We start from the raw sequence: 14179 nt of genomic DNA, 5'->3' as shown, positions 1-14179 counted from the left end.
TAGGGACTCACTGCACCGTTTCAGTGGAGCAAATCGAGCACATCGTCTCGCATGATGAGATCAGTACACCTCGGTGACTGACGCTGCCGGGTAAGTTGAGCCAATGTTCTCCAAAGTTTTGGTTGCCAACCGCGGTGAAATTGCTATCCGCGCCTTCCGTGCCTCCTACGAACTCGGGGCCTCGACAGTTGCGGTGTTCCCGTTCGAGGACCGGAACTCGGTGCACCGGACGAAGGCCGACGAGGCGTATCAGATCGGGGAGAAGGGGCATCCCGTTCGCGCGTATCTCTCGGTCGACGAGATCGTCGCCGCTGCCAAGCGCAGCGGTGCGGACGCGGTGTACCCCGGGTACGGATTCCTTTCCGAGAACCCGGATCTGGCCGCAGCGTGCGCCGAGGCAGGCATCACCTTCGTCGGCCCGTCCGCCGACGTGCTCGAGCTGACCGGCAACAAGGCGCGGGCCATCGCGGCGGCCAAGGCTGCAGGACTTCCGGTGCTGGCGTCGTCGGAACCGTCGTCCGACGTGGACGAGTTGGTCGCGGCGTCCGAGTCGATGACGTTTCCGTTGTTCGTCAAGGCGGTCGCAGGCGGTGGCGGCCGCGGTATGCGCCGAGTGGCCGAGCCCGAGCAGCTGCGCGAATCCATCGAAGCTGCTGCGCGCGAGGCGGAATCGGCCTTCGGTGATCCGACGGTGTTCCTCGAGCAGGCCGTGATCGATCCCCGGCACATCGAGGTTCAGATCCTCGCCGACGGCCAGGGCAACGTGGTGCACTTGTTCGAGCGCGACTGCAGCGTGCAGCGTCGGCATCAGAAGGTCATCGAGCTCGCTCCGGCTCCGAATCTGCCCGAAGGACTGCGTGAGAAGATCTGCGCCGACGCCGTCGCGTTCGCGAAGGAGATCGACTACTCGTGTGCCGGTACCGTCGAGTTCCTGCTCGACACCCGTGGCAATCACGTCTTCATCGAGATGAATCCGCGAATCCAGGTGGAGCACACCGTCACCGAAGAGGTGACCGATGTGGATCTGGTGCAGTCCCAGCTGCGGATCGCCTCGGGAGAGACGCTCGCGGATCTGGGTCTGCAGCAGGAGAACATCGTGCTGCGCGGTGCGGCTCTGCAGTGCCGCATCACCACCGAGGATCCGGCGAACGGATTCCGGCCCGATGTCGGACGCATCACCGCCTACCGCACGCCGGGCGGTGCCGGCGTACGCCTCGACGGCGGAACCACACTCGGCGCCGAGGTCGGTGCCTACTTCGACTCCATGCTCGTCAAGCTCACCTGCCGCGGCCGCGACTTCGACACCGCCGTGGCTCGTGCCCGACGAGCGTTGGCGGAGTTCAGGATTCGTGGTGTCGCCACGAATATTCCGTTCCTGCAAGCGGTTCTGGTCGATCCCGACTTCACCGCGGGCCGCGTCACCACCTCGTTCATCGAGGAGCGCCCCGAACTGCTCACCTCGCGTTCCTCGGGCGACCGCGGCACGAAGATTCTCGCCTATCTGGCCGACGTGACGGTCAACAAGCCGCACGGCGAGCGTCCGTCCCCGGTGTACCCGCACGACAAGCTCCCGTCGGTGGACTTCTCGGCTCCGATTCCCGATGGTTCGAGGCAGCGTCTGCTCGCGCTCGGACCCGAAGGCTTCGCCCGCGATCTGCGCAACCAGAAGGCCCTCGGCGTCACCGACACCACGTTCCGTGACGCACATCAGTCGTTGCTGGCGACGCGAGTGAGGACGAGTGGACTGCTCGGTGTCGCCCCGTACGTGGCGCGCACGACGCCCCAGTTGCTCTCCATCGAGGCGTGGGGCGGAGCCACCTACGACGTGGCGCTGCGATTCCTGCACGAGGATCCGTGGGAGCGACTGGCGAGCCTTCGAGAGGCCGTGCCGAACATCGCAATTCAGATGTTGCTGCGCGGCAGGAACACCGTCGGCTACACCCCGTATCCGGAGAAGGTGACCCGCAGCTTCGTTGCCGAGGCCACCGACACCGGCATCGACATCTTCCGTATCTTCGACGCGCTCAACAACGTCGATCAGATGCGTCCGGCCATCGATGCCGTCCGCGAGACCGGCACGGCGCTCGCCGAGGTGGCACTGAGCTACACGGGGGATCTGTCGAACCCGAACGAGAACCTCTACACGCTCGACTACTACCTGAAGCTTGCCGAGCAGATAGTCGACGCAGGCGCGCACGTGCTCGCCATCAAGGACATGGCCGGACTGCTTCGCGCACCTGCAGCCAAGACGCTGGTGACGGCACTGCGCTCGAACTTCGATCTGCCCGTGCACGTACACACGCACGACACACCCGGTGGACAGCTCGCGACGTACCTCGCGGCCTGGGAGGCCGGGGCGGACGCCGTCGACGGTGCCAGCGCGGCGATGGCAGGCACCACCAGCCAGCCTGCGTTGTCCGCGATCGTTGCGGCTGCCGCACACACCGAGCGCGACACGGGTCTGAATCTGCAGGCCGTCTGCGACCTCGAGCCCTATTGGGAAGCCGTGCGAAAGGTGTACGCGCCGTTCGAGTCCGGGCTGCCGGCACCGACGGGTCGCGTCTACACCCACGAGATCCCCGGTGGACAGCTCTCGAACTTACGGCAGCAGGCCATTTCGCTCGGGCTCGGTGATCGGTTCGAGACCGTCGAGGCCAATTACGCTGCAGCCGACCGCATGTTGGGCCGTTTGACCAAGGTGACGCCGAGCTCGAAGGTCGTCGGCGACCTGGCTCTGGCTCTGGTCGGTGCAGGCGCGTCCGCCGAGGAATTCGCCGAGAATCCAGGTCGCTACGACATCCCCGATTCGGTGATCGGATTCCTGCGCGGCGATCTCGGTACGCCTGCGGGTGGATGGCCGGAACCGTTGCGCACGAAAGCGCTGGAGGGTCGCGGCGAGGGCAAGCCGGTGACACCGCTCACCGACGAGGACGAGAAGAACCTCGACGGCACCTCCGCTCAGCGCCGCGAAACTCTCAACCGTCTGCTGTTCCCCGGTCCCACAGCCGAACTCGCTGCTCACCGCGAGAAGTACGGCGATACCACGCGGCTGTCGGCCAATCAGTTCTTCTACGGCCTGCGGCAGGGCGAGGAGCATCGGGTGGCACTGGAGAAGGGCGTCGAACTGCTGATCGGGCTCGAGGCCATCTCCGACCCCGACGAGCGTGGGATGCGCACCGTGATGTGCATTCTCAACGGACAGTTGCGGCCGGTGTCGGTGCGCGACCGATCCATCTCGAGCGAGGCCCCCACGGTGGAGAAGGCGGACCGATCCAATTCCGGGCACATCCCGGCACCGTTCGCCGGAGTCGTCACACTGTCCGTCGAAGAGGGACAGAAGATCTCGGCCGGAGACACCATCGCCACGATCGAGGCGATGAAGATGGAGGCTGCCATCACCGCTCCTCGCGGCGGATCGGTGACCCGGCTGGCGATCTCGGGTGTGCAGCAGGTGGAAGGCGGCGATCTGCTCGTCGTCATCGGTGGGGGGTCGACGGGCGAAGAGGCCGGCAGCGAATGACGCGGATCGTGGCGGGTGTCGCGGGTGGTCGGCGACTGTCGGTCCCCGGCCAGGGCACCCGACCCACCTCCGAGCGAGTTCGCGAAGCGCTGTTCAGCTCGCTGGAGAGTCGGATGGAACTGGGTGGTGCCGCGGTGCTGGATCTGTTCGCGGGATCGGGAGCACTGGGGCTCGAGGCACTCTCGCGCGGCGCGTCGTCGGCGGTACTGGTCGAGTCCGACGCCCGAGCGGCGGCGGTGGTGCGAAAGAACATCGAGTCGGTGGGGTTGCCCGGTGCCTCGGTCCGGTGCGCCCCGGTGGCTTCGGTGCTGGCGGGGGCTGCGGATGCGGCGTACGACCTGGTGTTGGCCGACCCGCCGTATGCCGTCACCGATACGGCCGTCGCCGGTCTGTTGGACAGACTCGTCACCGGAGGATGGCTCACCCCCGATGCGGTCGTCGTCCTCGAGCGGTCGTCGCGTTCGCCGGAGACCCGATGGCCGACCGGCCTGGTTCCGGAGAAGTCCAAGAAGTACGGCGAGAGTCGGATCGAGATCGCGTCACGAGTAACGAGCGAGCCCGGGATCGGCTGATAGGTTCGCGGACATGACTGGCGCACTCTGCCCTGGATCCTTCGACCCGGTGACCAACGGTCACCTCGACATCTTCGAGCGTGCCGCCGCCGCCTTCGACGAGGTGGTGGTGACGGTGATGGTGAACAAGAGCAAGAAGGGCATGTTCAGCATCGACGAGCGGATCGAGATGCTCGAGGTCGCAACGGAGCATCTGCCCAACGTCAGGATCGGCTCGTGGTACGGACTGTTGGTCGATTACGCTCGGCAAGAAGGCTTTTCGGCGATCGTCAAAGGTCTGCGCAGTGCCAACGACTTCGACTACGAGTTGCAGATGGCGCAGATGAACAGAACGTTGACCGGTGTGGACACGCTGTTTCTCCCGGCGAATCCTGCGCACAGCTTTCTGTCGAGTTCGTTGATCAAGGAGGTCGCGACCTTCGGGGGAGACGTCACCGGCATGCTGCCGCCCTTCGTTCAGGACCGCCTGCTTGCCCGTATCGCCGAGCGGGCAGCAGAGTAGTTCGAGGAGCGACACACCGAGCCGGTATAGCGCAGACACACGCGTCGGCGGGCAGACTGAACAGCGCAGCACTGCGAGTGAAGACCACGCAGTGGCAGATTCGACGATTGGGGTAACCGGTGTACCGCGTATTCGAGGCGCTCGACGAGCTCGTCGCCATTGTCGAGGAGGCGCGCGGCGTTCCGATGACTGCCGGGTGCGTCGTCCCTCGCGGCGATGTCCTGGAACTGCTCGACGACGTCCGCGACGCCATCCCCGGCGAGCTGGACGACGCCCAGGACGTACTGGATCATCGCGACAAGCTCGTCGGCGATGCCAGGGCCACTGCGGAGAAGACGGTCGGCACGGCCAATGCCGAGGCCCAGGACACGGTCGAGAACGCACGGGATTCGGCCGATCGCATTCTCGCCGATGCGAAAGCTCAGGCGGATCGCATGGTGTCCGAGGCGTCGGCGCACGCCGACCAGCTCGTGGCCGATGCCGAGGCGGAGGCCGAGCGAACGGTGCTCGAAGGCCAGCGCGAGTACGAGTCTCTGACCGTTCGCGCCCGCACCGAGGCCGATCGGATGATCGAGTCCGGAACGGCGTCGTACGAACGGTCGGTCGCAGACGGTACTGCCGAACAGAACCGTCTCGTGTCGGAAACCGAGGTCGTTCAGGCGGCCCACGCCGAGTCGGCTCGGGTGATCGACAGCGCTCACGCCGAATCCGATCGGATGCGCAGCGAATGCGACGTCTACGTCGACACCAAGCTCGCAGAGTTCGAGGAGTTCCTCAGCGGCACCATTCGTTCGGTCGGCCGCGGGCGTCAGCAGCTGCGAACCGGTTCGGGCGTGCCGGAATACGGTAGCGAGCCGTACGGTGAATCCCCGTACGGGAGCCCGGAGCAGGGACGTCGCAGCCGCCACTGAACGGCAGCGATTTGCCCTCGTATGCGCGTATGCGTATCGTTGTGGGGTTGCTTACCGACAGTAGGCATACCGACAGTAAGGAAGAACAGCCGTGCCCCCGCCCAAGAGAACGACCCGTCCGGAATTGGACGACGGATTCGTTCTGGACATTCTCAACCTCGGTCGTCGACCCGGGTCGACGAAGGCCATCGAGCGGACGGTTCCGGCTCCTTCCCGAATCGGCCTCGATGCCATTGCCATCGAAGCCGGTGTTCCGGTCTCGCTCGATCTGCAGTTGCAGGCGGTCTCGGAGGGCGTTCTCGTCACCGGCTCCGTACGAGCAGCCACGGCCGGGGAGTGCACACGCTGCCTCGACCCGGTCGGTGGCAACGTCGACGTCTACTTGACCGAGTTGTTCGCTTACCCGAACAGCATCACCGAGGAGACCACCGATGCGGACGAGATTCACCGCATCGTCGACGACCTGATTGATCTCGAACCCGTCATTGTCGACGCGGTCGGTCTGGAGCTTCCACTCCACCCCGTTTGCAGCGACGAGTGCGAGGGATTGTGCCCAGAATGCGGCGTTCGCCTGGCGATTGCTGAATCCGGCCACAGTCACGATACAATTGATCCTCGCTGGGCTGGTCTTGCAGCCAAATTTGGCGTGGATCCAGAACCGAGCACAGAACTTGTGAACAACGAAGCCGAGGAGAAGTAAGTGGCTGTCCCGAAGCGCAAAATGTCGCGTTCCAACACGAGGTCGCGTCGTGCACAGTGGAAAACCACTGCGCCCACCCTCGTGACGTGCCCCAACCGCGGTTGCGGCGAGAAGACTCTGCCCCACATCGCGTGCCCCTCGTGCGGCACCTACAAGGGCCGCCAGGTCGTCGCAGCGGTCTGATTTCCGCTTACGTGACAAACGAAGTAGTGGATCGGCACAACAGCGGTTCACAGAAGAATAGCTCCACTGCCGTCAGCGGCGGGGACGACCGAGAGTCGCTCCTCGCCGCTATCGGTGTCTCCCTGTCGGAACCGTTGTTGACGTTGGCTCTGACGCACCGGTCGTTCGCGTACGAGCACGGTGGTCTGCCGACCAACGAGCGCCTCGAGTTCCTGGGCGATTCCGTCCTCGGCCTTGCGGTGACCGAGCACCTCTACGCGGTGCACCCCACCAAGTCCGAGGGCCAGCTGGCCAAGATCAGGGCGAGCGTGGTCAACATGCATGCCCTGGCCGAGGTCGCGCGTGGACTCGGCGACGGCGGACTGGGTCGTCACCTGCTGCTGGGCAAGGGCGAGGAACAGACCGGTGGACGCGACAAGCCGAGCATCCTTGCCGACGGCATGGAGTCGATGCTGGGTGCGATCCACCTGCAGCACGGCATCGACGTCGCGCGCACCGTTGTTCTGACGCTGTTCGCAGGCCTCCTCGATCGAGCTCCCAAGCTCGGTGCAGGGCTGGACTGGAAGACGAGCCTGCAGGAATTGACCGCCGAACGTGCACTCGGCGTTCCCGCGTACGAGATCTCGTCCACCGGACCCGATCACGACAAGGAATTCACTGCCACCGTGTTGGTCGGCGGATTCCCGCGCGGCGTCGGTATCGGTCGGTCGAAGAAGGAAGCCGAACAGAAGGCCGCCAGTCTGGCGTGGAACACGCTGTCGAACAACGACACTGCGATTTCGGCCGAGTCTGCAACCGACGAATCCTGATGCCGGAACTGCCCGAGGTCGAGGTCGTCAGGCTCGGTCTGGAATCTCATGTCGTCGGCAGGACGATGCAGTCGGTCGAGGTGCTGCACCCCCGCGCCGTGCGGCGTCACGATCTCGGTGGTCTCGATCTGATCGGCCAGCTGCGCGGTCAGCGCGTCTCCTCGGCTCGGCGGCGCGGGAAGTACCTGTGGCTGGTGATGGAACCCGGCGATTTCGCGACCGTCGTGCACCTGGGTATGAGCGGACAGATGCTGGTGCAGCCGCCGTCTGCTCCGGACGAGAAGCACCTGCGCATCCGGGCTCGACTCGACGACGGCACCGATCTGCGCTTCGTCGATCAGCGCACCTTCGGCGGCTGGGCGCTCGCCCCGATCGTCACCGTGGACGGTACCGAGGTACCCGAACCGGTCGCCCACATCGCCCGCGACCCGATCGATCCACTGTTCGACGCCGAATCGGTGGTGAACGTGTTGCGCGGCAAGCACACCGAGATCAAGCGAGCACTGCTCGATCAGACCGTGCTCTCGGGCGTGGGCAACATCTATGCCGACGAGGCTCTGTGGCGCGCGAAGATCCACGGTAATCGAATCGCGGAGACCCTGACGCGGCCGGCGCTGCGGCGTCTTCTCACCGCAGTGCACGCGGTGATGGGCGAGGCCCTGGCGCAGGGCGGAACCTCGTTCGACGCGCTGTACGTGAACGTCAACGGACAATCCGGCTACTTCGACCGTTCCCTCGACGCCTACGGTCAGGAGGGCCTGCCCTGCTCCAGGTGCGGAGCCCCGATCAGACGCGAGAAGTTCATGAATCGCAGCTCGTTCAGCTGCCCCACCTGCCAGCCGCGACCCCGCCACGTGCGCGGCTGACAGAGCACAGGTCATTCCGCAGGCTCCACTCCTGTTTCAATAGGTCATTCCGCGGGCTCCACTCCTGAACAGCCCGCCTAGTATTTCCGTCATGGCAGAACAGAGCACGCCGACCAACCTCTGGGTCGAGCGCACAGGCACCCGTCGCTACACCGGCCGCAGCTCCCGAGGAGCCGAAGTGCTCATCGGGTCCGAGTCGGTGGAGGGCGTCTTCACCCCCGGCGAGCTGCTGAAAATCGCACTCGCCGCCTGCACCGGCATGAGCTCGGACCTACCGCTCTCGCGTCGACTGGGCGATGACTACTCCGCCACCGTCGAGGTGTCCGGTGCCGCCGATCGCGAGAACGAGCGGTATCCGGAACTGAACGAGATACTCCGAGTCGACCTCAGCGCGATGGACCCCGAGGCGCAGGAGCGTCTGCTCACGGTCGTCGAGCGCGCCATCGACAAGGTTTGCACCGTCGGGCGGACCCTGAAGGCCGGTACGACAATAAACCTGGACATCGACGTGGACGCCTGATGAAAGCCAGGGCAGCCGTGGTAGTCACAGGTCTGCTCCTCGGCGCGGCGACCGCCCTGGCTCCCACCGCGGGCGCGTCGAGCAGCTGCACTCCGTGGTCGGTGAGCACGGTGGCGTCGGGATTCGGGATGCTCGAGAATCTCGAGTTCGACGGCCGCGGTTCGATGATCGTCTCCGAGACCTCGCCTGTCGGACCCGGCGCGCTGCGTACCGTGGCGCCGAACGGTGACCGGGGCACACTCGTTGCCGACGTCGAGTCGCCGGGCGGACTGGTCCGCGACGGCGACACGCTGTATTTCACGACCGGAAACAGCGCTGCCGCAGGGCTTCTCGATACCCGAACCGGCACCGTCGGCACGATCGATCTCGGTACAGGGGTCCGGTCGACGTACGCGTCGGGCCTGGCGATGCCCAACGGTCTGGCGCGATCGGAGTCGGGTGATCTGTTCACCACTCGCAACCTGGGCACCCTCTCCGGCCTGACGCGCGTTGCGGTCGACGGTTCGGTGTCGACGGTGCGTACCGACCTGGGATCGGCCAACGGCATCGGCATCGGCGAGGGAAAGATCTACGTGGCCAACACGTTCGATCTGGAGACGACGCTCACCGTGCTCGACGAGAAGAATCCGTCCGGACCAGCCGCGCGTATTCGCATCGACGGTGTCGGACCGCTGGCGATGTCGGACGACCTGACCGTCGGCGACGACGGAACGGTCTATCTCGCACAGAATCTCGCCGGCAGGGTAGTCCGTATCGACCCGGAATCCGGGGCGTCCTGTGTGATAGCGACCGGCGTTCCGCTGACCTCGTCGGTCGCCTTCGGCGGGGCCGGATTCGACGAGGAAGCGTTGTACGCCACCAGTTTCGACGGAACCGTCCGAAAGTTGGCTCGCTCGTGAACGACGAACGGTTGACGGCGTGGGTGCACGGGCTCGTTCAGGGCGTCGGGTTCCGGTGGTGGACTCGCTCGCGCGCACTCGAACTCGGACTCGTCGGTCACGCGACCAACCACGCGGACGGACGAGTCCTGGTGATAGCGGAGGGCCCACGTGAGCGTCTAGAGGCACTCCTGGAATTACTCCGAGGCGGAAGAACCCCGGGCACGGTCACGCTGGTCGTGGAGAGTTGGGACACCGCCCGCGGAGATCTGACGGGCTTCGTCGAACGCTGATCGTCCGTTGCGGGAGGCTCGGCGCACTTTCGGGCAGCGTGCCGGTAAAGTACGGACGCTATGTATCTCAAGAGTCTGACGCTGAAGGGCTTCAAGTCCTTTGCTTCGGCGACGACTCTTCGTTTCGAGCCCGGAATCACCTGTGTCGTCGGGCCCAACGGCTCCGGCAAATCCAATGTCGTGGACGCCCTGACCTGGGTGATGGGTGAACAGGGTGCCAAGGCGTTGCGCGGTGGGAAGATGGAAGACGTCATCTTCGCGGGCACGTCGGGTAGAGCCCCGCTCGGCCGCGCCGAGGTCACTCTGACGATCGACAATTCCGACGGCGCACTGCCGATCGACTACTCCGAGGTCTCGATCACCCGGCGTATGTTCCGCGATGGCGCGGGTGAGTACGAGATCAACGGCAGTTCGTGCCGATTGATGGACGTCCAGGAACTGCTCAGCGACTCCGGTATCGGGCGCGAGATGCACGTCATCGTGGGGCAGGGCCGGCTCGCCGCGATCCTGGAATCACGGCCCGAGGACCGGCGAGCCTTCATCGAGGAAGCAGCCGGGGTACTCAAGCACCGCAAGCGCAAGGAAAAGGCCGTCCGCAAGCTCGACGCGATGCAGGCCAACCTGGCGCGGTTGACCGACCTCACGACCGAATTGCGCCGCCAACTCAAGCCTCTCGGAAGGCAGGCCGAGGTTGCGCGTCGCGCGCAGACCGTCCAAGCCGACCTGCGCGACGCCCGGTTGCGACTGGTGGCCGACGACCTGGTGGCCAGGCGCGAGGAATTCGCGAACCAGACCCAGGACGAGGAAGCGGCGCGTGAGCAGTACGCGATGGTGCAGGACGCCCTCGAAGCCGGCTCGGTGGCACTCGGCGAACACGAGCAGGCCGTAGCACGGCTGACCCCCAGCGCCGAGGCGGCCGGGCAGACGTGGTTCCGTCTGTCGGCCCTGGCCGAGCGCGTCAACGCGACGGTTCGAATTGCTCACGAACGAGCTCGACACCTCGACGCCGTGCAATCCACCGGTCGGGGACAGGACCCGGACGAGCTCGAAGCGCAGGCCGAGCGGGTCGCCGAAGAAGAAATGGAACTCGTCGAAGCCGTCGAAATGGCACGCGAAACCCTCGAAGCGGCCCGCGAGCAACTCGCCGAGCGCGAGGCTGCGGCATCGGCCGCCGAGCGTGCCCACCTCGCCGCGGTGCGCGCAGTGGCCGACCGCCGCGAAGGTTTCGCGCGCCTGTCCGGCCGGGTCGACACCTTCCGAACCAAGGTCGAGTCGATCGACTCGGAGGTGGAGCGCTTGTCGGTGGCCATCGACGAGGCCCGAGAGCGCGGCGAATCGGCTCAGCGTGAGTTCGAGAGTGTGCAGGATCAGATCGGCACCCTCGATGCGAGTGAACTGAGCCTCGACACCAACTACGAACGAGCCGTCGCCGCGCTTCGACATGCCGACGCCCGAGTGACCGAACTGCAGGCCGAAGAACGCATCGCAGGCAAGAAGGTGGCGTCGTTCGAGGCCAGGATCGAAGCGCTCACGATGGGCCTCGAACGCAAGGACGGTGCCGGGTGGCTGGTGGAGAACCAGCAGGACGGTCTGTCGGGCCTGCTCGCAGGCCATCTCACGGTCGAGCCGGGATACGAGATCGCGGTGGCAGTGGCCATGGGGCCGGCCGCCGATGCCGCACACGCCGAATCGTTCGATGCCGCGCGTGATGCCGTGCTCGCGCTGCGTGCGGCCGACGGCGGCCGCGCGTCCATCGTGCACGGCAGTGTCGTTGCAGCACAATCGGTTCGACGCCCGGACCTCCCGAGTGGGGCTCGGTGGGTGCTGGACCTGATCGAGTATCCGGACCGGTTGGCCGGGGCCATGGCGGCCCTGCTCGACGGTGTGGTCGCCGTCGATTCGCTCGACGCTGCCCACCGTCTCGTCTCCGATTCCGGTGAGCTGCGTGCGGTGACCAAGGATGGCGACGTCGTCGAAGCCGGTTGGGTCACCGGCGGCTCGGACCGTCGCCCGAGCACCCTCGAGGTGCAGTCGGCAATCGACACGTCGACAGTGGAGTTGGCGGCGGCGGTCCGCCGCGCGGAGGAGCTCGACGCAGCGCTGTCGGGAGCGTTGGAAGAGCAACGGGATCGGCGCGAATCGGCCGAGCAAGCGCTCGCGGCGCTCAACGAATCCGACGCTGCGATGGCCGCGGTGTACGAACAGTTGGGCCGATTGGGTCAGCTGGCGCGTTCGGCTCATGCGGAGTCGGCGCGATTGACGACGCAGCGTAGCTCTGCCGAGGCCAGTCGAGAAGAAGCGATTGCGCGGCTGGCCGAGCTCGAGGAAAACCTGCGGACGGCCGAGGACGAGCAATCGGGTTTCGCGGGAGACGGCGAGAGCGGTGACGCGGCGACCACCATGGAACGGGAGATGGCGGCAGCGGCGCTGACCGAAGTGCGTGCCGTGGAGGTCGAAGCTCGGTTGAACGTGCGGACCGCCGAAGAGCGCGCACAGTCCGTACGAGGTAAGGCAGATTCGCTTCGACGGGCGGCGCGAGCCGAGCGTGAGGCCAGGGCGCGAGCCGAGCGCGAGAGCGCAGCGCGGCGGCATGCGGCCGCGGTGGCGGCGGCGGTCGGAGAATCGGGCGAAGAAGTCGCCGCGCGGTTGGCCACGGTCGTTGCGGCCGCGGCACGGAGGCGCGACGAGCTCTCCGCCGAACGAGCAACGCGCACAATCGAACTCGACAAGGTCAAAGAGCAGGTTCGAGCCCTGCAGGGCCAGCTGGCGTCGATCACCGACGCCGTGCACCGGGACGAAGTGGCCCGCGCACAGGCCGCGCTGCGGATCGAACAGCTCGAGACGACGATTCTCGAGCAGCACGGCATCGGCCTCGACGATCTGGTGGCCGAGTACGGGCCCGATGTGGCCCTGCCGCCCACCGAACTCGAGATGGCCGAGTACGAGGCGGCAAAGGAGCGGGGCGAGCAGGTGGTGGCACCGGCCCCGATGCCGTTCGACCGCGCCACGCAGGAGCAGCGCGCCAAACGCGCCGAGCGTGACCTCGCCACCCTCGGCAAGGTCAACCCGCTGGCCCTCGAGGAGTTCGCTGCCCTCGAGGAGCGCTACAACTTCCTGTCCACTCAGCTCGAAGACGTCAAGTCCGCGCGCAAGGATCTGCTCGGCGTGGTCGCCGACGTCGACGAGCGGATTCTGCAGGTCTTCACCGAGGCCTGGCTCGACGTCGAACGGGAATTCACCGGAGTGTTCGCCAAGCTCTTTCCCGGCGGCGAAGGACGATTGATCCTGACCGACCCGTCGGACATGCTCACCACCGGAATCGAGGTCGAGGCACGCCCGCCCGGCAAGAAGGTCAAGCGGCTCTCGCTGCTCTCCGGTGGCGAGAAGTCGCTGACCGCGGTGGCCATGCTGGTGGCCATCTTCCGCGCCCGACCGTCACCGTTCTACGTCATGGACGAGGTCGAGGCTGCACTGGACGACACCAACCTGCGTCGACTGATCGGACTGTTCGAGCAGCTCCGCGAGAAGTCGCAGTTGATCGTCATCACCCACCAGAAGCCGACGATGGAAGTGGCCGATGCGCTGTACGGCGTCAGCATGCGCGGCGACGGCATCACCACCGTCATCTCGCAGCGGTTGAACCGAGAACGTGTCGCAGTGGACGCACTGCAGCCGGATACAGCCGAGCCGGAAACAGCCGAGCCGGAAACGCCCGAGTCGGGCGCGGCACCCGTCGTCGTCGAGCCCGACACCATCTCCTGAGATTCGTCCTTACGGAGCTACTGCTGCGGGTAGAGCTGCTCGGCGTAGGACGGCCCGTAGTACTCGCGCAGTTCCTCCACCGTCTCGGGTGCCTGCGGAATCAACGCCTTCGTCAGCGTGGCGACGTCGGGGATGGCGTCGGCATCCCAGGTCTCGGGCTGCCACAGCTTGGATCGCATGAACGCCTTCGCGCAGTGGTGGAACACCTGCTCGATGTCGACGACCAGGCACATGATCGGGCGATGCCCCTTGACTCGGAGCTCGTCGAAGAACGGGGCGTCGGTGACCAGGGAGGCTCGACCGTTGATGCGGAGGGTGTCGCCGCGGCCGGGTACGAAGAAGTTCAGCCCGACGAACGGGTTCTCGAGAATGTTGCGATAGCCGTCCATCCGGCGGTTACCCGGCCGGTCGGCGAGAGCGATCGTGGCGTCGTCGAGGACGTGCACAAGACTGCCGGGCGGATCGCCCTTGGGAGAGACGTCGCATCGCCCACTCGCGTCGGAGGTCCCGAGGAGGCAGAACGGTGATGCAGCGAGCCACTGCACGTCCAGTGGGTGCAGCGCGCGTCGGTCCTTGTTGGCGGCTCGAAAGCTCGGCTCGCCGAACATCTCGGTCAGTTCTGCGGCGTCGCGCACCCTGGTCCACTCCATGACCGTGAATGCT

General features: G+C 66.0%; 13 protein-coding genes. 12 read left to right on the top strand and 1 reads right to left on the bottom strand.

The features are described from left to right. Nucleotides 1–103: 103 nt before the first annotated feature. The 12 genes from AB0366_RS12605 (at nucleotide 104) to smc (ending at nucleotide 13516) form a co-directional block, all read left to right on the top strand. Entirely contained in the window at nucleotides 104–3520 is a 3417-nt protein-coding gene (locus AB0366_RS12605) for a pyruvate carboxylase (RefSeq protein WP_366244200.1), read from the top strand. Continuing rightward, on the top strand, nucleotides 3517–4092 hold the full coding sequence (gene rsmD / locus AB0366_RS12600) for a 16S rRNA (guanine(966)-N(2))-methyltransferase RsmD (protein ID WP_366244199.1): 576 nt from the start codon (nucleotides 3517–3519) through the stop codon (nucleotides 4090–4092). The genes AB0366_RS12605 and rsmD overlap by 4 nt, the downstream gene beginning before the upstream one ends. Nucleotides 4093–4105: 13 nt before the next feature. Next, a complete protein-coding gene (coaD, locus tag AB0366_RS12595; protein ID WP_121870163.1) occupies nucleotides 4106–4594 on the top strand; it encodes a pantetheine-phosphate adenylyltransferase in 489 nt (162 codons plus the stop codon). Between the two features lie 119 nt (nucleotides 4595–4713). Continuing rightward, nucleotides 4714–5505, top strand: coding sequence for a DivIVA domain-containing protein (locus AB0366_RS12590; protein ID WP_366244198.1), 792 nt, complete (start codon nucleotides 4714–4716; stop codon nucleotides 5503–5505). A 91-nt stretch (nucleotides 5506–5596) separates the two neighbouring features. Continuing rightward, entirely contained in the window at nucleotides 5597–6205 is a 609-nt protein-coding gene (locus tag AB0366_RS12585) for a DUF177 domain-containing protein (protein WP_032397783.1), read from the top strand. Further along, nucleotides 6206–6388, top strand: a complete 183-nt coding sequence (gene rpmF, locus AB0366_RS12580) for a 50S ribosomal protein L32 (RefSeq protein WP_032397784.1) — start codon at nucleotides 6206–6208, stop codon at nucleotides 6386–6388. Between the two features lie 11 nt (nucleotides 6389–6399). Continuing rightward, nucleotides 6400–7197, top strand: a complete 798-nt coding sequence (gene rnc, locus AB0366_RS12575; protein ID WP_366244197.1) for a ribonuclease III — start codon at nucleotides 6400–6402, stop codon at nucleotides 7195–7197. Further along, the gene (mutM, locus tag AB0366_RS12570; protein WP_366244196.1) at nucleotides 7197–8063 is read left to right on the top strand and encodes a bifunctional DNA-formamidopyrimidine glycosylase/DNA-(apurinic or apyrimidinic site) lyase; all 867 of its coding nucleotides are present in this window, start codon (nucleotides 7197–7199) and stop codon (nucleotides 8061–8063) included. Before rnc ends, mutM begins: the two co-directional genes overlap by 1 nt. A 91-nt stretch (nucleotides 8064–8154) precedes the next feature. After that, nucleotides 8155–8583: an OsmC family protein gene (locus AB0366_RS12565; RefSeq protein WP_094614370.1), complete on the top strand. Its 429-nt coding sequence runs from the start codon at nucleotides 8155–8157 to the stop codon at nucleotides 8581–8583. Next, entirely contained in the window at nucleotides 8583–9482 is a 900-nt protein-coding gene (locus tag AB0366_RS12560) for an SMP-30/gluconolactonase/LRE family protein (protein WP_366244194.1), read from the top strand. The genes AB0366_RS12565 and AB0366_RS12560 overlap by 1 nt, the downstream gene beginning before the upstream one ends. Further along, entirely contained in the window at nucleotides 9479–9754 is a 276-nt protein-coding gene (locus AB0366_RS12555) for an acylphosphatase (RefSeq protein WP_314144427.1), read from the top strand. The genes AB0366_RS12560 and AB0366_RS12555 overlap by 4 nt, the downstream gene beginning before the upstream one ends. A gap of 60 nt (nucleotides 9755–9814) precedes the next feature. Then, entirely contained in the window at nucleotides 9815–13516 is a 3702-nt protein-coding gene (smc, locus tag AB0366_RS12550; RefSeq protein WP_366244193.1) for a chromosome segregation protein SMC, read from the top strand. 17 nt (nucleotides 13517–13533) lie between these two features. Here the strand turns inward: smc and AB0366_RS12545 are convergent, their stop codons facing one another. Then, a complete protein-coding gene (locus tag AB0366_RS12545; RefSeq protein ID WP_366244192.1) occupies nucleotides 13534–14166 on the bottom strand; it encodes a pyridoxamine 5'-phosphate oxidase family protein in 633 nt (210 codons plus the stop codon). Nucleotides 14167–14179: the final 13 nt, after the last annotated feature.

Source organism: Rhodococcus sp. NPDC076796, assembly GCF_040702765.1.
GTDB lineage: Bacteria > Actinomycetota > Actinomycetes > Mycobacteriales > Mycobacteriaceae > Rhodococcoides.
The sequence above is the reverse complement of the archived record's forward strand: the minus strand, read 5'-3'. Positions and strand labels throughout refer to the sequence as shown.